Here is a 19,224-nt window from a genome sequence, read left to right on the forward strand (position 1 = left end):
TCAGTGCCGGTGGACGTTGTCGGGTTGGCGGGGGTCGCCGGGATGCTCGTAGCCCGGGGCGAGGCGCACCAACTCGGCGCGCCGCGCGTCCAGCCACACCCGGAAGGCGCGTCGGCGCGCGGCGCCCCGCAGATGGCCCGCGATCGCGCACCGCACGTCCTCCAGCGCCGGCCCGGCCGGCGCCGGGACGTGCCAGCCGTGCCGGTCGCGGCGCGGCGCGGCGAATCGGAGCGGGTTGCGGGCGTGGTAGGCGGCCACCTCCTCGTCGGTGACCCTTACCGCGGCGGTGACGTCGGCGAACAGCGCCCGCGCGCGCGGGTCGGCCAGCACCGCCGCGGCCACGCTGCCGAGCTCCAGCCGGGCCGTAACGTCGGGCAGCAGCTCTGCCTCGCCCGGCGCGCCCCGCCCCGTCAGGCCACGCGCGTCGGCCTCGGCCGCGACCACCCGCTCGGTGACGATCAGCTGGGTCAGCCAGCGCCGCAGCTGGCGGCCCTCCCCGGTGCCGCCGGCCGGCAACGCGGCCGCGCCGGGTCCGCCGCGCAGCCGCGCCTCGGCCGCGTCGACCTCGTCGACACCGACCGGAACCCCGGCAACGGTCGCGACCACGCTCATGTCACGGTCACCCGCACGGCCGGGGTGTACAGCAGCCGGCCGGCGCAGCCGACCCGGATCAGGGCCCACCACTGGCCGGGTTCCAGCCAGGCCGGCGGGCGCACGTCGAAGCCGAGGTCCGCGGCGCCCCCGGCCGGCAGCACCGCGCCCACCGCTGCGGGACCCAGCCATTCCCACGTGCCCCACGGGCTGATCAGGTGCGCCTCCAGCGCCAGGTCCGCCCCGGCGTGGCTGCCGACCCGGACGGTCAGCGCCGCCGTGTCGCCGGCGCTCACCTCGACGTCGGCCGGGCCCTCGAGCAAAGAGAGCAGCTCCGGGCCGGCGGGCGAGCCGACCTCGATGACGCACACGTCCTCGACGACCTGGCGCCACGCCGCCGGGATCCCGTCCCCGGCGAGGCGAAGCTGAGCACGGACCGGGTACCGGCCGGGGCCGGCGGCGGCGGGCACCGACACCGCCACGTCGGCCTCGCGGTAGTCACCGCCACGCAGGGTGACGGGCAGCTCGTCGGGCTTGGCCGACCAGCCCTCGGGGCAGAGCAGGGTGACGGTTGCGGTCAGGGTGGCATCGCTGCAGTCGCTGGCCGCAGTGAGCCGCACGGTCACCTCGCCGCCCGGTTCGGCGCTCGCGTGCGCGGGGTGCAGATGGGCGATGGCCGGCAGCCCGCCGAGCGGCGCGGGCCCGCGGTTGTGCAGCCAGTAGCGCGCGTAGAGCGGCTGGGCGGCTTCGGCGTGCGGGGCCGCCGCGCCGGACACCGTCGCCGCGCCGGGCGCCTCGAACCGCGCCAGCACCGTGGCCACCTGGTAGCCGTGCAGGTCGAGCGGGCGGTGGCCGTCCCGTGGCGCCTCGAGCAGGTCGGCGTCACGGAAGCCGCCGACCCGGGCGACGTCCGAGCCGATGACCACGCCGGCCCCCGCCCCCGTCGTCTCCACCAGGCGCAGCGCCACCTCGCGCGGGTCGACCGGCCGGGCGCTGCCGGCCGTCAGCGGGTTGCCGGCCGCCTTGAGGGCGGCCAGCTGCACCCGGTCGGCGGGCTCGACGCGCAACAGCGACCCCGACGGGGGCAACGTGCCGGCCGCCCGCCCGGAGACACACGCGCGCAGCGGGTGGGAGAACTGCGCGCTGCGGGCGCAGATGTCGGCGCGCCGCCAATCCCCCGCATCCGCGACCAGCGCGTAGTCGAAGGCGTGGGTCCAGTGCTGGAGCTGGAAATTCGAGCCGTCCGGTGCGGTGCGGCGCGGTTCGTCGATCCAGACACCCGACGGCCAACCGGTACAGGACCGAAGCAGCGCGGTGTGCAGGGTGCCCTCGGTGTCGACGGCGAAGCTGGGCACCCCCCGGTTGAGCAACGCGACGGTGCGGTCCTGGTAGTCGTCGCCGCCCGCCGGCGGCCGCTGGGTCACGATCACTTCGGCGTCGCCCAGATCCTCGGCCACCGACGCGATCGCGGCGGCCAGGCTTTCGTCGTTACGGCCGGCGATTACCAGCACCGGCAAAGCCCGTACCGCGCGCAGGTCCGCACCGGGCACCCACACCGCGGCCAGCGGCGTGGCGGCCGGCACCCAGACCCGGGCCTGGCCCGTCGCCGCCAACTGGCGGTCCAGCTCCTCGGCATACACCGGATCGGCGTGCGCCAGCACGTCCCGGGTGAAGGCGTTGCGGCCCGGCCCGCCCAGCGCGATGCGCGCGTCGGGCAGGTTGGAATCGACCTCGAGGTGGCCGTAGCGCGGCTTGTCCGCCCCGCTGCAGGTGGCCGTCACCCCGGCGCGGACCAGCGCGACCATCAGGCCTCGGGCCAGCGGCGCCGACACCGCCTCGTCCGGCGCCACCACCTCGGCCACCGAGATCGCCCGCACGGCTTGGCTGTGCGGCGGGCCCACCCGCACCCGGGCGGCCGACGACAGGCCGAACCAGCCGTAGGCCGGGTTGTCCAGCGTCCAGGGGTGCTGCGCGGTGTCCACCGACTCGGGCGCCCCACCGGGCGGGTGCAGCAGCGCGAAGCCCCGGCCGACGACGGCGTCACCCACCTCGCTGACCGGCATCGCGCCCGGCACCGGGCACGGCCACCGCAGCCGCACCAGGCGGTCCGCCCCGGTGAATTCGTCGATCGTGGTGCGGCAGTCCACCCTCGGCACCCCGCGCCACAGGGTCAGGGTTTGGGTGTAGCGCAGCAGCGCGCCGAGCCGCCCGCTGACGACGATCCGCTGCCCGAGCGGGCCGTGGTAGGCGCGCGCCCGGGCCGGGAAGTCCGACGAGCACACCACCGGCCCCTTGGGCAGCAGGTGCCACGGGCCCTCGGCGTGCGTCGGGTGCGCCGCGTATTCCTCGTAGACCGCCAGCTCGTTGCCCACCCGGCCGGGGGCGATCAGCTCGCGGCCGTCCCGCAGCAGGGACACGACTCCCCCGCCACGCGCCGGGTCGACGGTGACGCGGTAGTGCTCGTTGGCGATCGCCGAGCCGGGCAGCGGTTCCCAGCCGGCCGATTCGGCGGCGGGGACCAGCCGGTAGGCCCGCCAACCCATCGACGGCACGTCGCGCGCCAGCCAGGTGACCGACCGGCCGCCGTGCTCGACGTGCGCGGGCACCTCGGCACCGTCCGCGTCCAGCACCCTGACGCCCGCGGCCGGCGGCGGGTCGAGCCGCGCGGTGACGATGTCGGTGCGCCGCTGGGCCAGCGGGTTCCACACCACGACGTCGCCGCCGACCGCGTCGGACAGCAGCGTCAGCGAGGCGTCGCGGGTCGCGCGACCCAGCTCCCACGCGTCGCGCCAGCCGGTCAGCAGGTCGAGGTAGACCTGGTCGGATTCGGAGCCGGTGATCCCGTCGTGGTGCGCCCCGTACGCCAGCTGCACCCACGCCTTGGCCAGCGCCGCCTGCGGGTACTCGGCGCCGGCCAGCAACCCGGCGAACACGGCGAACCGCTCGGCCTGAAGCACCGCGTTCTCCGCGGCCCGGTTGGCCTGTTTGGTGTCGATGTACGACACGTCCTTGCCCGTGTAGATCGGGTTCATGTCGCGGGTCTGCGGCGACGGCGCGCGGCCGCGCCCGGCCAGTTCGGCGCGCACGGCCGCGAAGAACTCCCGCGGCAGCGCACACACGAAGCGCGGCCAGGTGTAGCGCGCGGCCCAGTCGCGGTGGATGGCGGTGACCCACTTGTTCGGCGGCGTGTAGTCGGTGCCGACGGGCAGCAGCACGTTGCGCGTCAGCGCGACCTTCTTGAGCTGATCGAAGAGCGCCAGCGTGGCGTCCTCGGCCTCGGCCAGCGAGGTCGACGAGTCCATCCACCAGCCCGCCGAGTAGTGCGCGGGCATGTAGTGGGTGAGCAGGCCGCGGCCCGACGGCGCGATCCACTCGAACTCGCTGCTGAATTGCATCCGCTCGACGTCCCCGTCGCCCAGCGCCGGGCCCCACTGGTGGTGCGGGCCGCGGGCCCACGAGCTCGAGGTCAGCCCGGCGTCCGCGGCCAGCCCGGGGAACTGCGGGTCGTGGCCGAAGACGTCCAGCTGCCAGGCGGTGGCCGGGTCGGCGCCCAGGACTTCACGCTGAAAGCCCATGCCGTGCACCAGGTTCCGGATCGTTGTTTCCGGGCTGGTGAGGTTGGTGTTGGGTTCGTTGTACGTGCCGCCCATCACCTCGACGCGGCCCTGCGCGATGAACCGGCGCAGGTCGGCGCGGTCCTCGGGGCGGGTGTCCCAGTAGGGCTTGAGGTAGTCGACCTCGGCCAGCACGAACTTGTACTCGGGCTCGCGGCGGGCCATCTCCAGGTGGGCGTGCACCAGCTCGAAGCCGTTGGCTTGGCGGGCGCGCCCCGGCGGGTCCTCGGTCCACTCGCTGGTGTAGGCGCCCTGGGTGTTCCACCAGACCGGGTCGTAGTGGAAGTGGCTGACCATGAACATGGTCCAGCCGGGCTCGGCCACGACGAACTCGAACGGCTCGGCTGCGCCGGCGGCCAGCACCCGCGCCGCGCGCCGCTGCCCGACGACCGGGCGGTCCACCCGGACGGGAACCTCGACGACCTCGTCGCCGACCGCGGCGACGCCCTCCCCGCGCAAGCCGTCCCCTTCGACGCAGACCGGCGTCGGCCCGGCCGCTCCGGAGATCACGACGCGGACGACCTGCGAAGGCGCGTCCGGCGGCCCGACGAATAGCTGCGTCGAGTCCGCCGAAACCAGCTGCATCCCCGCACCTTACGACCCGGGGGACCTAATATCCGAGAATGCCCGCTCTCGCCCGGCCCGTGGCCGACGAACGCAGTGCCCTGCGCGAATTCCTGCAGTTTCATCAGAGCGCCTACTTCGCCGTCAGCCACGGCCTCACCGACGAGCAGGCCCGGTCCAGCCCTTCGGTCAGCGCGCTGTCGATCGGCGGGCTCATCAAGCACGCCACCGGGATGCAGCGCAGCTGGATGGCGCGGGTCGCCGCCGCGCCGGGCGCCCCGCCGAAGGACCCCCGCCCGTTCGAGCAGATCACCAGGGAGTTCGCCGACCAGCACGTGATGCGGCCCGACGAGACGCTGGACGGGCTGCTGCGGGCGTTCGGGGACCAGAACGCGACGTCGCTGCGGCTGGTCGAGACCGCGGACCTCGACGCCGCGGTGCCGGTGCCACAGGACATCCCCTGGTTTCCCAAGGATCAGGAGGCCTGGTCGGTGCGCTGGGTGATCCTGCACGTGATCAACGAGTTGGCCCGGCACGCCGGGCACGCCGACATCATCCGCGAAACCATCGACGGCGCCACCATGTACGAGCTGATCGCGGCCCTCGAGGGCTGGGCGATCCAGGGCTGGGTGCAGCCCTGGAACGGCGGGGAGCGGCCCGGCTAGAGAATTGGGCCTGACTGCGCCGATTTGGCAGACTGCTGGGATGAGTTCCACCAAGCATCGAGAGGTGGCCAGGCTGGACCGGGTGCCGCTGCCGGTCGAAGCGGCCCGGGTGGTCGTCACCGGTTGGCAGGTCACCCGCACCGCCGCCCGCGTCGTCACCAAGCTGCCGGGCAGGGGCCCGTGGCAGCAGAAGGTGATCAAGCAGCTCCCGCAGACCTTCGCCGACCTCGGTCCGACGTACGTGAAATTCGGCCAGATCATCGCCTCGAGCCCCGGGGCGTTCGGCGAATCCCTGTCCCGCGAGTTCCGCGGCCTGCTCGACCGGGTTCCGCCCGCGGACACCGACGAGGTGCACAAGCTGTTCGTCGAGGAGCTCGGCGGCGACCCCGCCGAGCTGTTCGCCAAGTGGGAAGAGGAGCCGTTCGCGTCGGCGTCCATCGCCCAGGTGCACTACGCGACGCTGCACACCGGCGAAGAGGTGGTCGTCAAGATTCAGCGCCCGGGCATCCGCCGCCGGGTCGCCGCCGACCTGCAGATCCTCAAGCGCTTCGCCCAGGCCGTCGAACTGGCCAAGCTGGGCCGCCGGCTCTCGGCGCAAGACGTGGTCGCCGACTTCTCCGACAACCTGGCCGAGGAGCTGAACTTCCGGCTCGAGGCGCAGTCGATGGAGGCGTGGGTGTCGCACCTGCACGCCTCCCCGCTGGGCCAGGGCATCCGGGTGCCGCAGGTGTTCTGGGACTTCACCAGCGACCGGGTGCTGACGATGGAGCGGGTGCATGGCATCCGCATCGACGACGTCGCCGCCATCCGCAAGGCCGGGTTCGACGGCACCGAGCTGGTCAAGGCGCTGCTGTTCAGCCTGTTCGAGGGCGGGCTGCGGCACGGGCTGTTCCACGGCGACCTGCACGCCGGCAACCTCTACGTCGACGATCAGGGCCGCATCGTGTTCTTCGACTTCGGCATCATGGGCCGCATCGATCCGCGTACCCGCTGGCTGCTGCGCGAGCTGGTGTACGCGCTGCTGGTCAAGAAGGACCACGCCGCGGCGGGCAAGATCGTGGTGCTGATGGGCGCCGTCGGCACCATGAAGCCCGAGGCCCAGGCCGCCAAGGACCTGGAGCGCTTCGCCACCCCGCTGACCATGCAGACGCTGGGCGACATGTCCTATGCCGACATCGGGCGGCAGCTGTCGGCCCTCGCCGACGCCTACGACGTCAAGCTGCCCCGCGAGCTGGTGCTGATCGGCAAGCAGTTCCTCTACGTCGAGCGGTACATGAAACTGCTCGCCCCCAAGTGGCAGATGATGTCCGACCCGCAACTGACCGGCTACTTCGCCAACTTCATGGTCGAGGTCAGCCGCGAGCACTCCTCCGACATCGAGGTCTGATGCAGGTCCGCACCGGCAACGCCATATCCGGCGACCTCAAGCTGTACTACGAGGACATGGGCGACATCGACGACCCGCCCGTGCTGCTCATCATGGGGCTGGGCGCCCAGTTGCTGCTGTGGCGCACGGCGTTCTGCGAGCAGTTGGTCGGCCACGGGCTGCGCGTCATCCGCTACGACAACCGCGACGTCGGCCTGTCGAGCAAGACCCGGCACCGCAGCTCGGGGCAGCCGCTGCCGGCCCGGCTGGCGCGCTCCTGGCTGGGCCTGCGCAGCCGGGCGGCGTACACGCTCGAGGATATGGCCGACGACGCCGCGGCCGTGCTCGATCACCTCGGCATCGCAGACGCGCACATCGTCGGCGCGTCCATGGGCGGCATGATCGCCCAGATTTTCGCCGGACGGTTCCACGAGCGGACGAAGACGCTCGCGGTCATCTTCTCCAGCAACAATTCGGCCTTTCTGCCGCCGCCGGCCCCGCGCGCGTTGCTGGCGCTCCTGAAGGGCCCGCCGCCGGGTGCGCCGCGCGAGGTGATCCTCGACAACGCGGTGCGCGTCGGCAACATCATCGGCAGCCCGCGCTACCGGGTGCCGGAAGAGCAGGCGCGGGCCGAGGCCGCCGAGGGCTACGACCGCAACTACTACCCGCAAGGCGTCGCGAGGCATTTCGGCGCGGTGCTGGGCAGCGGGAGCCTGCGCCGGTACAACCGCCGGACGGTCGCGCCTACCGTGGTGATCCACGGGCGGGCGGACAAGCTGATGCGGCCCTTCGGCGGCCGCGCGGTGGCCAGGGCCATCGACGGCGCTCGATTGGTGTTATTCGACGGGATGGGACATGATCTGCCACAACAGTTGTGGGACCAGGTGATCGGCGTACTGACAAGCAACTTCGCCGAGGCAAACTGAGCAAAAATCACTCGAAGAAACGCTTCCCCTGGGATCTCAGTCCGAATCACAGGGTTGTACGGTTGTCGAAGGAGGTGGGTTCACCAATGGCCAAGCTGAAGCCGTATTACGAAGAGTCGCAGGCAACCTACGACATTTCAGACGACTTCTTCGCGCTATTCCTCGACCCCAACATGGTTTACACCTGCGCCTACTTCAAGAACGACGACATGACGCTGGAAGAGGCACAGCTCGCCAAGCTCGATCTGGCGCTGGCCAAGCTCGACCTGGAGCCGGGAATGACGGTGCTGGACGTCGGCTGCGGCTGGGGCGGGGCGGTGGTCCGGGCGGTCGAGAAATACGACGTCAACGTCATCGGCATCACGCTCAGCCGCAACCACTACGCGCGCACCAAGGCAAGGCTGGCCGCAATCCCGACGACGCGGCGGGCCGAGGCCCGGTTGCAGGGTTGGGAGGAGTTCGACGAGCAGGTCGACCGGATCGTGAGCTTCGAGGCCTTCGACGCGTTCAAAAAGGAACGTTGGCCGGCGTTCTGGGATTGGGCCTACAAAACCCTCCCCGGTCACAGCCGAATGCTGATGCACAGCATTTTCACCTACCCGCAGTCGGAGTGGAAGCAGCGCGGCGTCCAGATCACCATGTCGGATCTGCGTTTCTTTCACTTCCTCGGCAAGGAGATCTTTCCCGGCGGGCAGATGTGCGGCGAAGCCGACATCGTCGACAATGCGCAAGCCAGCGGTTTCTCGGTCGAGCAGATTCAATACCTGCAGCCGGATTACGCTCGGACCCTGGACATATGGGCCTCCAATCTGGAGGCCAACCGCGAACGCGCCGTCGCCATCCAGTCTCAAGAGGTGTACGACCGGTTCATGCGCTACCTGACCGGCTGCGCGGACCTGTTCCGCAAGGGCATCTCGAACGTCGCGCAGTACACCCTCACCAAGTAACGGCCGCGCCTCATACGGGTGGGGCTGGACAAGTTCGGTATCGTTGCACGTCAAACCCGCCGAGCAGTGCGTGGGGTAATCGGCAGCGAACTCCATCGGAGCAGAACAGGACGAAAATGGCTGATCAACCGGCTAGCCCGACGAAGATCCGGACGGCTCCCGAGGACATTCAGGCGCACTACGACGTCTCCGACGACTTTTTCGCCCTGTTCCAGGACCCCACCCGGACCTACAGCTGCGCCTACTTCGAGCGTCCGGACATGACGCTGGAAGAGGCGCAATACGCCAAGGTCGACCTGAACCTGGACAAGCTGGACCTCAAGCCGGGCATGACGCTGCTGGACATCGGCTGCGGTTGGGGCACCACGATGAAGCGCGCCGTCGAACGGTTCGACGTCAACGTCATTGGCCTGACGCTGTCCAAGAACCAGTACGCCCGCTGTGAGGAGCTGCTGGCCTCGATCGACACCAACCGCTCGCGTGAGGTACGCCTGCAGAACTGGGAGGACTTCAGCGAACCGGTCGACCGGATCGTGTCGATCGAGGCCTTCGAGCACTTCGGGCACGAGAACTACGACGACTTCTTCAAGCGCTGCTACGACATCATGCCCTCCGACGGCCGGATGACCGTGCAGAGCAGCGTGAGCTACCACCCCTACGAGCTCGCTGCCCGCGGCAAGAAGCTGACCTTCGAGACGGCCCGGTTCATCAAGTTCATCGTCACCGAGATCTTCCCGGGCGGCCGCCTGCCGTCGACACAGATGATGGTCGACCACGGCGAGAAGGCGGGTTTCATTGTGCCCCAACCGCTTTCGCTGCGTCCGGACTACATCAAGACGCTGCGCATCTGGGGCGACAACCTGGAGTCCAACAAGGACAAGGCCATCGAGGTCACCTCCGAAGAGGTCTACAACCGCTACATCAAGTACCTGCGCGGCTGCGAGCACTACTTCACCGAGGAAATGCTCGACGTCAGCCTGGTGACCTACCTCAAGCCGGGAGCGGCCAAGTAGTTCGGGCCTGACCGGGTCCGCGCTGTCGGATCCGTCGCGCGCCGTTCGTCAAAGAGGTAGAGAGTGAAACAGCCGGTTTCGCTCGCTACCCGGAGGTGACGACACATGCAGTACTTCGCGTTGTTGATCAGCAAGGAGCAAGACCGCACGCCCGACGATGCGGCCGCCGCGATGGCCGCGTTCGAGAGCTTCCACGCCAAAGCCGGCGCGGCGATCCGGGCCGGTGACGCGCTGGTACCCGCCGCGACGGTCATCACCGGCGGCCCGGACGCGCCGCTGACCACCGACGGCCCCTTCGCCGAGTCCGCCGAGGTCGCCTGCGGCTACTACGTGTTCGAAGCGGAGAACCTGGACGAGGCGCTGGCGCTGGCCCGCGACATCCCGGTCGCACAGTTCGGCGCCGTCGAGATCTGGCCGGTGGTCCACTCCATCGAGCCGTCCCGCAGGCTCACCGGCAACGACTGGCTGGCGCTGCTGCTCGAGCCCCCGGCATCGGCGCACACACCGGGCACCCCGGAATGGGAGGCCGTGGCGGCGCGGCACGCCGACCTGCACTCGGCCGCGGGCGACCACATCATCGGCGGAGCCGCGTTGCACGACCGCTCCACCGCCACGACGGTGCGGGTGCGCGACGGCGAGGTCCTGATCACCGACGGCCCGTACGTGGAAGGCGCCGAGATCGCCACCGGGATCTACTTGCTTGCCGGCGCCGACCGCGACGAGGCCGTCAAGCTGGCGTCGATGATCCCCGCGTCCACCGTGCAGCTGCGGCAGCTGGCCGGGGTCTCGGGGCTCTAAGCGCCCGCGATGTCCGACCTGGACGGCGTCTTCCGGCGGGAGTGGGGGCCCGCCGTCGCCGCGCTCGCGCGGTGGTCCGGCGACCTGACCATCGCCGAGGACGCCGTCCAGGAGGCCTGCGCCGAGGCGCTGCGCAGCTGGAGCCGCGACGGCGCCCCGGACAATCCCGGCGGCTGGCTGGTGACCGTCGCCCGCAACCGCGCGCGCGATCGCCTGCGCCGCGAATCCGTCCGTCCCGGAAAGGAAATGGCGGCCGTGATCGACGAAATCCGGGCGCGCACCGACCACACCGACCCGTCTCCGGTTCGCGACGACGAGCTGCGGATGATGTTCACCTGCGCGCATCCCGCCCTGGACCGTCAATCGCAACTGGCGCTCACCCTGCGGCTGGTGTCCGGCTTGACCGTCACCGAGATCGCCCGCGCGCTGCTGCAGACCGACGCGGCGGTCGGCCAGCGAATCACGCGCGCCAAGAACAAGGTTCGGCACGCCAACATCCCGCTGCGGGTGCCGCCCGCCGAGCTGCTGCCCGAACGCACCCCGCACGTGCTGGCCTGCGTCTATTCGGTGTTCACCGAGGGGTATTGGTCCACCGCCGGCCCGTCGGCGATCCGCGACGAACTGTGCGACGAAGGGATCCGGCTGGCCGGCGAGCTGTGCGCGCTGATGCCGCAGGAGCCCGAGGCCCACGCGCTGGCCGCCCTGATGCTGCTGCACGATTCGCGGCGGGCCACCCGGGTCGACGACGCTGGGGCGCTGGTGCCGCTCGAGGAGCAGGACCGCGGCCGGTGGGACCGCGGCCGCATCGCCCGCGGCCTGGATCGGCTCCGCCGGGCCGAGGGCTCGACGGGCCCCTACCTGCCGCAGGCGGTGATCGCCGCGTTGCACGCGACGGCGCCGTCCTGGGAAGAGACCGACTGGGTCACCATCTGCGCGGCCTACGACCGGTTGTTGCGGCTGACCGACTCACCGGTCGTGCGGGCCAACCGCGCGCTGGCGGTCGGCTTCCGCGACGGCCCCGACGCCGGCCTGGCGGCCCTGGACGAGGTGGCGCACGACCCGCGGTTGGGCCGCTCGAATCTGGTCGCGACGGTGCGCGCCGACCTGCTTCGGCGTGCCGGCAGGCCGGCCGACGCCGTCACCTGGTACCGAAAAGCGCTGGACGCCAACGGTTCCGAGCCGGGACGCGAGTTCCTGCGGCGGCGCATCACCGAGTGCGGCGGGTAGCCCGCCGACTCCCTAGGCCTCCGCGAAGTTGCGGGTGACCGACGGGTCCACCGGGATGCCCGGGCCCGTGGTGGTCGACACGGTGATCTTCTTCAGGTAGCGGCCCTTGGAAGCGGACGGCTTGAGCCGCAACACCTCGTCGAGCGCCGCGCCGTAGTTCTCCGCGAGCGCCTTCTCGTCGAAGGACGCCTTGCCGATGACGAAGTGCAGGTTGGCCTGTTTGTCGATGCGGAAGTTGATCTTGCCGCCCTTGATGTCGGCCACGGCCTTGGCGACGTCGGGGGTGACGGTGCCCGTCTTCGGGTTGGGCATCAGGCCGCGCGGACCGAGCACGCGGGCGATGCGGCCGACCTTGGCCATCTGGTCGGGCGTGGCGATCGCGGCGTCGAAGTCCAGGAAGCCGCCCTGGATCTTTTCGATCAGGTCGTCGCTGCCGACGATGTCGGCGCCGGCGGCCTGCGCCTGCTCGGCCTTGTCGCCGACCGCGAACACCGCGACGCGGGCGGTCTTGCCGGTGCCGTGCGGCAGGTTGACCGTGCCGCGGACCATCTGGTCCGCCTTGCGCGGGTCGACACCGAGCCGGATCGCCACCTCGACCGTCGCGTCCTGCTTGGCCGACGCGGTCTCCTTGGCGAGCTTGGCCGCCTCCAGGGGGCTGTACAGGTTGTTGCGGTCCACCTTCTCGGCGGCGGCGCGATATGCCTTGCTGTTCTTGCTCATTGATTCATCCAATCGGGTGTTGGGTCGTGGTTAAGCAGCGGGCCGAAGCTGGCCCTCCCACGGGGTCGAACTATTCGACGGTGATCCCCATCGACCGGGCGGTGCCGGCGATGATCTTGGCGGCCGCGTCGATGTCGTTGGCGTTGAGATCGGTCTTCTTCGTCTCGGCGATCTCCCGAACCTGGTCCCAGGTCACCTTGGCGACCTTGGTCTTGTGCGGCTCGGCCGAACCCTTGCCCACGCCGGCGGCCTTGAGCAGCAGCTTGGCCGCGGGCGGCGTCTTGAGCGCGAAAGTGAAGCTGCGGTCCTCGTAGACCGTGATCTCCACCGGGATGACCTGACCGCGCTGGTTCTCCGTGGCCGCGTTGTAGGCCTTGCAGAACTCCATGATGTTGACGCCGTGCTGGCCGAGCGCGGGTCCGACCGGCGGCGCAGGGTTGGCCTGCCCCGCCACGATCTGCAGCTTGATCAGCCCAGCGACTTTCTTCTTCGGGGCCATGAGATGTTGGTGTTCCTTCCTGAACTGGGCGTAGCTGCCCGAGCTAAATCTTGGAGACCTGGCTGAACGTCAACTCCACCGGCGTCTCGCGGCCGAAGATCGACACCAGCACCTTGAGCTTCTGCTGTTCGCCGTTGACCTCGCTGATGGTCGCCGGCAACGTGGCGAACGGCCCGTCCATGACGGTCACCGATTCACCGACCTCGTAGTCGACCTCGACGGCCGGGCGCTCCAGCCCGCCGGCCTCGGCGGTGGCCGCCGTGGTGGCCGCGCCCTTGGCGGCCTTCTTGGTGGCGCCCCGCGGCAACAGGAACTTGACCACGTCGTCGAGCGTGAGCGCCGACGGCCGCGACGTCGCGCCGACGAACCCGGTGACGCCGGGCGTGTTGCGCACCGCGGCCCACGAGTCGTCGGTCAGGTCCATGCGAACCAGGATGTAGCCGGGCAGCACCTTGCGATTGACCTGCTTGCGCTGGCCGTTCTTGATCTCGGTGACCTCTTCGGTGGGCACCTCGACCTGGAAGATGTAGTCGCCGACATCCAGGTTCTGCACGCGGGTCTCGAGGTTGGCTTTGACCTTGTTCTCGTATCCGGCGTAGGAGTGGATGACATACCAGTCGCCGGGCTTGCTGCGCAGCTCCGCCTTGAGCGCGGCCGCCGGGTCGACGTCCTCGGCCGACTCCTCGGGAGCCTCGGCCGCCGCGGTTTCCGGGGCTTCGGCGACCTCGGCGCCCTCGGCGCGCTCTTCTACGTCGACCGCTTCACCCGCGGACGTGTCACCGTCGAAGGTAGTCACGGTTCTCAGTCCTCTCTATCTGTCGCTCAGCCGAACACCAGCAGCACAAGCTTGGTGAGGCCGAAATCCGCGAGGCCGACCAGCGCCACCATGAAGGCCAGGAACGCCAGCACCACCGTGGTGTAGGTGAGCATCTGCTTGCGGTTGGGCCAGATGACCTTCCGCATCTCCGCAACCACCTGCTTGAGGTAGTTGTAGACGAAGACGAACGGATTGGCCGACCGGTCCCCGGGCTTCTTCGGCTTTTTGGCCTTCTTGGCCTTGGCGCCCTTGTCCTCCTTGGCGGCCTCGGCCTCGTCCACCGACTCTACGTCCACGTCCTCGCCGGCCTCGGCCGCTCGCTGGCGGGATCGTTTGCCTGTGGGGCGCTGCGGCCGCGTCACCACAGCGGTCCGGCCGCCACTCGCGCGGTCGTCCTCCCTGTCAGCGACGTCGCTTGTGGCGTCGTTGGCAGCATCGCCTTCGTCGCTCACCGCATGCTCCTTAGTTTTGCTAGTATCCCGCGGGCCGTCCCGGGTGTGATGGCCACCATTCCAGTGTCCACCATGGCACGGCTTCGTGTTCAGCAGGGGCGACAGGACTTGAACCTGCAACCTGCGGTTTTGGAGACCGCTGCTCTGCCAGTTGAGCTACGCCCCTTCGCGGTTGGCAGGCCAACCTGCGCTTACCTACCGGGGCTTACATGACACGCGCGCTCCCCGTTCTTTCGACTCACGGAAAGCGCGCTGATGCTGGGAAAACCCCGACGTCCGAGTGTACTCGATTCCCCTCAAACCCAGGAAATCCGATTACGCCGTCCGGACGACCTGGCCGGATTCCGAGTCCCAGCGCAGGTTCTCCGACTGGTCGGCGTACTGGCTCATCAGCGTGGTGTAGGCCTCCAAGACCAGCTCACCCTGATCGTTGGTGCAGATGTTCTTGGTGACGACGATGTCGGCCCCGAACCGCTCGTCCACCGACAAGATGTCCATCCGGGCCCACAGCTTGTCGCCGGCCTTGATCGGCTTGGCGAACACGAACCGCTGGTCGACCTGGACGATCACCAGGGTCTCCATGCCGATGTCGACGTGCCGGAAGAAATCCAGTTGGACCAGCTTGGCGAAGATGGTCGCGAAGGTCAGCGGCGCCAGGATCGCGTCGTGGCCGAGTGCGGCGGCCGCGTCTTCGTCGTAGTGGGCCGGGTGGCGGTCCTTCACGGATTGCGCGAACTGGCGGAGTTGTTCCCGCCCCACAACGAAGTAGTCCGGGTAGCGCCAGATCATCCCGCGGATGTCGGTCTTGAGAGCCATTAACCAGGCCCGCCCTACGCGAGCGTTGCGGACGCGATCGCCCTGCCGAAGATCTTCTTGCCGCCGGTGGTTGCCGTCAACGCGATGGTCACGGACTTGGTCTCCGGGTCGACCGACTTCACCCGGCCGTTGAAGACGAGCTCGGCGCCCTTGCCGTCGTTGGGCACCGGCACCACTGCGGTGAACCGCACGTTGTACTCGGTGACCGCGCCGGGGTCACCGATCCACGCGGTGACATAGCCGCCGCCGATGCCCATGGTGAGCATGCCGTGCGCGATCGCGGTGTCCAGCCCGACGACCTTGGCCATCTCGTCGTCCCAGTGAATCGGGTTCAGGTCGCCCGAGACGCCCGCGTAGTTAACCAGATCCTGACGGGTCAGCGGGTAGGTCCGCTCGGGGAGCTGGTCACCCACCTTCACGGAGCTGAACTCACGCAGTGGCATTAGAAAATCCCTCTTCTCCATCATCACCGGCACGGCCCGCCAGGGTCGTGTAGGTCTCCTGCACGACGTCACCGGCCTCGTTGGTGATGACGTTCTTGGTCACGATGATCTGGGTGCCGTGCGACACCCGCACCGAATCCACGTAGACGTCGCAGTACAGCTTGTCGCCGGCCACGATTGGCGCGCTGAATATCAGCACCTGGTCGACCTGAACGATCTGCGCGTCCTTGACGGCAACATTCGCGTGTTCGAAGAACGCGGTCTGCGCCTTGTAACCGAACACGCAGATGAACGTCAGCGGCGCGAGCAGTCCGCCGTAGCCGAGCTCTGCCGCCGCCTTCTCCTCCATGAACGCGGCGTCGTCGTTCTGCACGGCGACAGCATGCTCGCGGATCTTCTCGCGCTCCACGACGTAATGGTCGGGATAGCGGTAGTGCATCCCGACGATGCTTTCGGATAACGGCACGGCTGAAATCTACCTAGTCGGTCTGAGAAAACGGTCGCCGGGCGCGGCTAGCGTGTCTCTCGGTGCGCCTGGTGCTTGCCGCAGTTCGGGCAGAACTTCTTCAGCTCCATGCGGTCCGGGTCGTTCCGGCGGTTCTTCTTGGTGATGTAGTTACGGTGCTTGCACACCTCGCATGCCAAAGTGATCTTCGGCCGCACGTCGGTACTGGAAGCCATGACGGTTCTCTCTCAAATCTCTCAAGGTGTGCACTGTGTTGTGTTGTAGCGATGGCCGGACTCGAACCGGCGACCTAACGATTATGAGTCGTTCGCTCTAACCGACTGAGCTACATCGCCTCTGCCCGCCCCCATCGGGGTCGGGGCCGCCACGCCTGCTCGGCGTCCGCCGAGCCCCCTAACGGAATCGAACCGTTGACCTTTTCCTTACCATGGAAACGCTCTACCGACTGAGCTAAGGGGGCCGTTCACCCGAATCGGCAGTGCCGCGGGCCTAAAAGAGGGTACAACCTGGCTCGCAGCCGGACCAAACCACGGCCTCAGGGGCCGCTGTCGCCGCCTCGGTGGGGCTGCCACGCGCTGAGGTCGCTGAACTCGTCGTACTCCTCGGCGGGTTCGTCGGCCTCGGCTTCGGTGAGCAGGGTGCGCAACGCGAGGTTGACGGCCTCGCGGGCATCGGCGAGATGGAAGCGGCGTATCGCCTCGTCAATCAGATCGACGTCGATCTCGATTTCGACCTTCCGGATCATGCGGCAACCATACCCACTGAATACAACGTCAATCGTTGCTCGCAGGCGGTTTTGCGGCGGCGCTGCCGGGCCCGGACGGGCACGCCCTAGGCTGGTCACGTGTCAGACGAACGGCTCTACTTTCGTCAACTGCTCGCCGGCCGCGACTTCGCCGCCGGCGACATGTTCGCGACCCAGATGCGCAACTTCGCCTACCTGATCGGGGACCGCCAGACGGGCGACTGCGTGGTGGTCGACCCAGCGTACGCGGCGGGCGACCTGCTCGACACGCTCGAGGCCGACGGCATGCAGCTGTCCGGGGTGCTGGTCACCCATCACCATCCCGACCATGTGGGCGGATCGATGATGGGCTTCTCGCTGCAGGGCCTGGCCGAGCTGCTGGAGCGGAAAGCCGTGCCGGTACACGTCAATACCCATGAGGCGCAATGGGTTTCGCGAGTCACCGGCATCAGCATGGGCGACCTGACCGCCCATGAGAACCACGACAAGGTCAGCATCGGCGATATCGAGATCGAGTTGCTGCACACCCCCGGCCACACCCCGGGCAGCCAATGCTTCCTGCTCGACGGCCGCCTGGTGGCCGGTGACACGTTGTTCCTGGAGGGCTGCGGCCGGACCGATTTTCCCGGCGGGGACTCCGACGAGATGTACCGCAGCCTGCGGCAACTGGCGACCCTGCCCGGCGACCCGACCGTTTTTCCCGGGCACTGGTATTCGGTGCAGCCGAGCGCGTCGCTGTCGGAAGTCAAACGCTCCAACTACGTATACCGGGCCACCGACCTCGCCCAGTGGCGCATGCTGATGGGCGGCTGAGGCGATCCCTCGACCACGCCGAATCGGCGACCGGGCTGTGATATAAGCGGAGGGTGGATTCCATGGGGTGGTTCCAGGACGGCTGGAACGGAATCACGCACACCGGGTCCGGCACCTGGATCGCGTGGGCGGCGTGGGCGGCGATCGCGCTTGCCGTCGCGACCCTGATCTTCACCAACGGGCAGATCACCCGCAACCGGCGACTGGTGGCAGAACAGACCCGGCCGCAGGTCGCGATGTTCATGGAACCGCATCCCGCCGACTGGCACGTGATCGAGCTGGTGGTCAGGAACTTCGGCCAGACGGCGGCCTACGACATCACGTTCTCGTTCATGAATCCGCCGACGGTGGCCCAATACGAAAACGCCACCGACGGGTACGCCGACGTCGCCGAGCTGCGCCTCCCCCGCGAGTTGCCCGTGCTGGCTCCCGGCCAGGAATGGCGCATGGTGTGGGACTCGGCGCTCGATCGCGCCGAGATCGGCAGCGGGATCGAGTCCCGCTTCACCGGCACCATCACCTACTACGACCGGCCGCAGCACGCGCACGAGCGGCGGTTCTGGGAGCGCGACCGCGTGCCGCTGGAGACCCAGGTGGTGCTGGACTGGGACTCCCTGCCGCCCGTCCAGCGCATCGAGTTGATGACCACCCATGACCTGGCGAAGCGGGAGAAGCAGAAGCTGGAGTTGCTGCGCGGGCTGCTGACCTACTTCCACTACGCGAGCAAGGAAACCCGCCCCGAGGTGTTCCGCAGCGAGATCGAACGGATCAACACCGCCGTGCGCGAGACGCAGGACAGGTGGCGCACCCGCCAGCTCGACGAGCCCACCGACGTCAGCCTGCGCTGGGGTGAGGCCGAAGACGACCTGGGCAAACACCACAGCGGACCCGCGGGACGGCAAGGAGCCAGCAACCAATGACCGGCCCGGTCCACTACACCCTCAAGGATTCCGTCGCCGTCATCAAGATGGACGACGGCAAGGTCAACGCCCTGGGGCCGACGATGCAGCAGGCCCTCGGCGAGGCGATCGACCGCGCCGACGCCGACAACGCCGGGGCGCTGGTGATCACCGGCAACGAGCGGGTGTTCAGCGGCGGATTCGACCTGAAGATCCTCACCTCCGGCCAGGCGCAGCCGGCGATCGACATGCTGCGGGGCGGCTTCGAGCTGGCTTACCGGCTGCTGTCTCATCCCAAGCCGGTCGTGATGGCCTGCACCGGCCACGCCATCGCCATGGGGGCGTTTCTGCTGTCGTCCGGCGACCACCGGGTGGCCGCGCACGCCTACAACATTCAGGCCAACGAGGTGGCGATCGGCATGGTCATCCCCTACGCGGCCCTGGAGATCATGAAGCTGCGCCTGACCCAGTCGGCCTACCAGCAGGCCGCCGGGCTCGCGAAGACCTTCTTCGGCGAGACCGCGTTGGCCGCCGGCTTCGTCGACGAGATCGTGCTGCCGGAGATGGTGGTCCGCCGCGCCGAGGAGGCCGCGCGCGAATTCGCCGGTCTGCACCAACACGCCCACGCCGCAACCAAATTGCGCGCCCGGGCCGATGCCCTGAAGGCCATTCGGGCCGGGATCGACGGCATCGAGGCCGAGTTCGGGCTGTAGCGCCCCCGCCGCGCTGCCCAGGACGTTTTGGACCCCGGCCGCCGGGTACGCCGGCCAGGGCGCGCAGGCCGCCAAGGACGCCGAACTGCTGGGCCTGGCGTCGCGCTGCCATCCTGAGACGTTGCGCCAA

Annotated in this window: 21 protein-coding genes and 3 tRNA genes; 10 read left to right on the forward strand and 14 right to left on the reverse strand. The window is 69.1% G+C overall.

Features of this window, described 5'->3' with window-relative positions; translation table 11 throughout:
- On the reverse strand, positions 1–612 hold the full coding sequence (locus U8D42_RS17930) for a DUF7158 domain-containing protein (protein ID WP_322858747.1): 612 nt from the start codon (positions 610–612) through the stop codon (positions 1–3).
- Positions 609–4,790 carry an NEW3 domain-containing protein gene (locus U8D42_RS17935; RefSeq protein WP_322858746.1) on the reverse strand — a complete coding sequence of 1,394 codons (4,182 nt, stop codon included), beginning with the start codon at positions 4,788–4,790 and terminating at the stop codon, positions 609–611. Before U8D42_RS17935 ends, U8D42_RS17930 begins: the two co-directional genes overlap by 4 nt.
- A gap of 59 nt (positions 4,791–4,849) precedes the next feature.
- Between U8D42_RS17935 and U8D42_RS17940 the strand changes: the two genes are divergently transcribed.
- From U8D42_RS17940 to U8D42_RS17970, 7 genes are all read left to right on the forward strand, one after another.
- Positions 4,850–5,434: a DinB family protein gene (locus U8D42_RS17940; protein ID WP_322858835.1), complete on the forward strand. Its 585-nt coding sequence runs from the start codon at positions 4,850–4,852 to the stop codon at positions 5,432–5,434.
- Positions 5,435–5,474: 40 nt separating this feature from the next.
- Positions 5,475–6,821 (forward strand): ABC1 kinase family protein, encoded by a 1,347-nt coding sequence (locus tag U8D42_RS17945; RefSeq protein WP_322858745.1) that lies wholly within the window; start codon positions 5,475–5,477, stop codon positions 6,819–6,821.
- Positions 6,821–7,726, forward strand: coding sequence for an alpha/beta fold hydrolase (locus tag U8D42_RS17950; RefSeq protein ID WP_322858744.1), 906 nt, complete (start codon positions 6,821–6,823; stop codon positions 7,724–7,726). The genes U8D42_RS17945 and U8D42_RS17950 overlap by 1 nt, the downstream gene beginning before the upstream one ends.
- An 86-nt stretch (positions 7,727–7,812) precedes the next feature.
- Entirely contained in the window at positions 7,813–8,673 is an 861-nt protein-coding gene (locus U8D42_RS17955; RefSeq protein ID WP_322858743.1) for a cyclopropane mycolic acid synthase family methyltransferase, read from the forward strand.
- Between the two features lie 116 nt (positions 8,674–8,789).
- The gene (mmaA4, locus tag U8D42_RS17960) at positions 8,790–9,686 is read left to right on the forward strand and encodes a hydroxymycolate synthase MmaA4 (RefSeq protein WP_322858742.1); all 897 of its coding nucleotides are present in this window, start codon (positions 8,790–8,792) and stop codon (positions 9,684–9,686) included.
- Between the two features lie 105 nt (positions 9,687–9,791).
- A complete protein-coding gene (locus tag U8D42_RS17965; protein ID WP_322858741.1) occupies positions 9,792–10,484 on the forward strand; it encodes a YciI family protein in 693 nt (230 codons plus the stop codon).
- A gap of 9 nt (positions 10,485–10,493) precedes the next feature.
- Positions 10,494–11,711, forward strand: coding sequence for an RNA polymerase sigma factor (locus U8D42_RS17970; protein WP_322858740.1), 1,218 nt, complete (start codon positions 10,494–10,496; stop codon positions 11,709–11,711).
- Positions 11,712–11,723: 12 nt separating this feature from the next.
- On the opposite strand, the gene rplA is transcribed toward U8D42_RS17970, so the two are convergent.
- The 12 genes from rplA to U8D42_RS18030 form a co-directional block, all read right to left on the reverse strand.
- On the reverse strand, positions 11,724–12,431 hold the full coding sequence (gene rplA, locus U8D42_RS17975; protein WP_007167783.1) for a 50S ribosomal protein L1: 708 nt from the start codon (positions 12,429–12,431) through the stop codon (positions 11,724–11,726).
- Positions 12,432–12,501: 70 nt separating this feature from the next.
- Positions 12,502–12,930, reverse strand: coding sequence for a 50S ribosomal protein L11 (rplK, locus tag U8D42_RS17980; RefSeq protein ID WP_068087268.1), 429 nt, complete (start codon positions 12,928–12,930; stop codon positions 12,502–12,504).
- 43 nt (positions 12,931–12,973) lie between these two features.
- Positions 12,974–13,726, reverse strand: coding sequence for a transcription termination/antitermination protein NusG (nusG, locus tag U8D42_RS17985; RefSeq protein ID WP_085240557.1), 753 nt, complete (start codon positions 13,724–13,726; stop codon positions 12,974–12,976).
- Between the two features lie 26 nt (positions 13,727–13,752).
- The gene (secE, locus tag U8D42_RS17990; RefSeq protein WP_085240623.1) at positions 13,753–14,199 is read right to left on the reverse strand and encodes a preprotein translocase subunit SecE; all 447 of its coding nucleotides are present in this window, start codon (positions 14,197–14,199) and stop codon (positions 13,753–13,755) included.
- A 93-nt stretch (positions 14,200–14,292) separates the two neighbouring features.
- Positions 14,293–14,365 (reverse strand) — tRNA-Trp (locus tag U8D42_RS17995).
- Between the two features lie 149 nt (positions 14,366–14,514).
- Complete coding sequence (gene hadC, locus U8D42_RS18000; RefSeq protein WP_322858739.1) at positions 14,515–15,015, reverse strand: (3R)-hydroxyacyl-ACP dehydratase subunit HadC; 501 nt, start codon at positions 15,013–15,015, stop codon at positions 14,515–14,517.
- A gap of 14 nt (positions 15,016–15,029) precedes the next feature.
- Positions 15,030–15,458: a (3R)-hydroxyacyl-ACP dehydratase subunit HadB gene (gene hadB, locus U8D42_RS18005; protein ID WP_067211706.1), complete on the reverse strand. Its 429-nt coding sequence runs from the start codon at positions 15,456–15,458 to the stop codon at positions 15,030–15,032.
- Entirely contained in the window at positions 15,445–15,924 is a 480-nt protein-coding gene (gene hadA / locus U8D42_RS18010; protein ID WP_085240559.1) for a (3R)-hydroxyacyl-ACP dehydratase subunit HadA, read from the reverse strand. Before hadA ends, hadB begins: the two co-directional genes overlap by 14 nt.
- Positions 15,925–15,971: 47 nt before the next feature.
- Positions 15,972–16,139 (reverse strand): 50S ribosomal protein L33, encoded by a 168-nt coding sequence (rpmG, locus tag U8D42_RS18015; RefSeq protein ID WP_007167776.1) that lies wholly within the window; start codon positions 16,137–16,139, stop codon positions 15,972–15,974.
- A gap of 46 nt (positions 16,140–16,185) precedes the next feature.
- A tRNA-Met gene (locus U8D42_RS18020) sits at positions 16,186–16,259 on the reverse strand.
- Between the two features lie 52 nt (positions 16,260–16,311).
- Positions 16,312–16,384 (reverse strand) — tRNA-Thr (locus tag U8D42_RS18025).
- Between the two features lie 75 nt (positions 16,385–16,459).
- Positions 16,460–16,669 carry a type II toxin-antitoxin system VapB family antitoxin gene (locus tag U8D42_RS18030; RefSeq protein WP_085240560.1) on the reverse strand — a complete coding sequence of 70 codons (210 nt, stop codon included), beginning with the start codon at positions 16,667–16,669 and terminating at the stop codon, positions 16,460–16,462.
- A 99-nt stretch (positions 16,670–16,768) separates the two neighbouring features.
- Here U8D42_RS18030 and U8D42_RS18035 point away from each other — a divergent pair, with 99 nt between their 5' ends.
- From U8D42_RS18035 to U8D42_RS18045, 3 genes are all read left to right on the forward strand, one after another.
- On the forward strand, positions 16,769–17,482 hold the full coding sequence (locus U8D42_RS18035) for an MBL fold metallo-hydrolase (RefSeq protein WP_085240561.1): 714 nt from the start codon (positions 16,769–16,771) through the stop codon (positions 17,480–17,482).
- A gap of 62 nt (positions 17,483–17,544) precedes the next feature.
- Positions 17,545–18,402: a hypothetical protein gene (locus tag U8D42_RS18040; protein ID WP_322858738.1), complete on the forward strand. Its 858-nt coding sequence runs from the start codon at positions 17,545–17,547 to the stop codon at positions 18,400–18,402.
- Complete coding sequence (locus U8D42_RS18045; protein WP_322858737.1) at positions 18,399–19,094, forward strand: crotonase/enoyl-CoA hydratase family protein; 696 nt, start codon at positions 18,399–18,401, stop codon at positions 19,092–19,094. Before U8D42_RS18040 ends, U8D42_RS18045 begins: the two co-directional genes overlap by 4 nt.
- The last annotated feature ends 130 nt before the right edge of the window (positions 19,095–19,224 follow it).

The sequence above is a fragment of the Mycobacterium europaeum genome (assembly GCF_034555895.2).
GTDB lineage: Bacteria > Actinomycetota > Actinomycetes > Mycobacteriales > Mycobacteriaceae > Mycobacterium > Mycobacterium europaeum.

What these genes read in the sequence shown, in the direction of transcription:
- U8D42_RS17935 (WP_322858746.1), bottom strand. Translation starts at nt 4,790, where the DNA reads ATGCAGCTGGTTTCGGCGGACTCGACGCAGCTATTCGTCGGGCCGCCG.
- U8D42_RS18030 (WP_085240560.1), bottom strand. Translation starts at nt 16,669, where the DNA reads ATGATCCGGAAGGTCGAAATCGAGATCGACGTCGATCTGATTGACGAG.
- U8D42_RS17950 (WP_322858744.1), top strand. Translation starts at nt 6,821, where the DNA reads ATGCAGGTCCGCACCGGCAACGCCATATCCGGCGACCTCAAGCTGTAC.
- U8D42_RS17930 (WP_322858747.1), bottom strand. Translation starts at nt 612, where the DNA reads ATGAGCGTGGTCGCGACCGTTGCCGGGGTTCCGGTCGGTGTCGACGAG.
- U8D42_RS17970 (WP_322858740.1), top strand. Translation starts at nt 10,494, where the DNA reads ATGTCCGACCTGGACGGCGTCTTCCGGCGGGAGTGGGGGCCCGCCGTC.
- U8D42_RS17955 (WP_322858743.1), top strand. Translation starts at nt 7,813, where the DNA reads ATGGCCAAGCTGAAGCCGTATTACGAAGAGTCGCAGGCAACCTACGAC.
- U8D42_RS18040 (WP_322858738.1), top strand. Translation starts at nt 17,545, where the DNA reads ATGGGGTGGTTCCAGGACGGCTGGAACGGAATCACGCACACCGGGTCC.
- hadC (WP_322858739.1), bottom strand. Translation starts at nt 15,015, where the DNA reads ATGGCTCTCAAGACCGACATCCGCGGGATGATCTGGCGCTACCCGGAC.
- U8D42_RS18045 (WP_322858737.1), top strand. Translation starts at nt 18,399, where the DNA reads ATGACCGGCCCGGTCCACTACACCCTCAAGGATTCCGTCGCCGTCATC.
- rplA (WP_007167783.1), bottom strand. Translation starts at nt 12,431, where the DNA reads ATGAGCAAGAACAGCAAGGCATATCGCGCCGCCGCCGAGAAGGTGGAC.
- U8D42_RS17945 (WP_322858745.1), top strand. Translation starts at nt 5,475, where the DNA reads ATGAGTTCCACCAAGCATCGAGAGGTGGCCAGGCTGGACCGGGTGCCG.
- rplK (WP_068087268.1), bottom strand. Translation starts at nt 12,930, where the DNA reads ATGGCCCCGAAGAAGAAAGTCGCTGGGCTGATCAAGCTGCAGATCGTG.
- rpmG (WP_007167776.1), bottom strand. Translation starts at nt 16,139, where the DNA reads ATGGCTTCCAGTACCGACGTGCGGCCGAAGATCACTTTGGCATGCGAG.
- hadB (WP_067211706.1), bottom strand. Translation starts at nt 15,458, where the DNA reads ATGCCACTGCGTGAGTTCAGCTCCGTGAAGGTGGGTGACCAGCTCCCC.
- U8D42_RS17965 (WP_322858741.1), top strand. Translation starts at nt 9,792, where the DNA reads ATGCAGTACTTCGCGTTGTTGATCAGCAAGGAGCAAGACCGCACGCCC.
- mmaA4 (WP_322858742.1), top strand. Translation starts at nt 8,790, where the DNA reads ATGGCTGATCAACCGGCTAGCCCGACGAAGATCCGGACGGCTCCCGAG.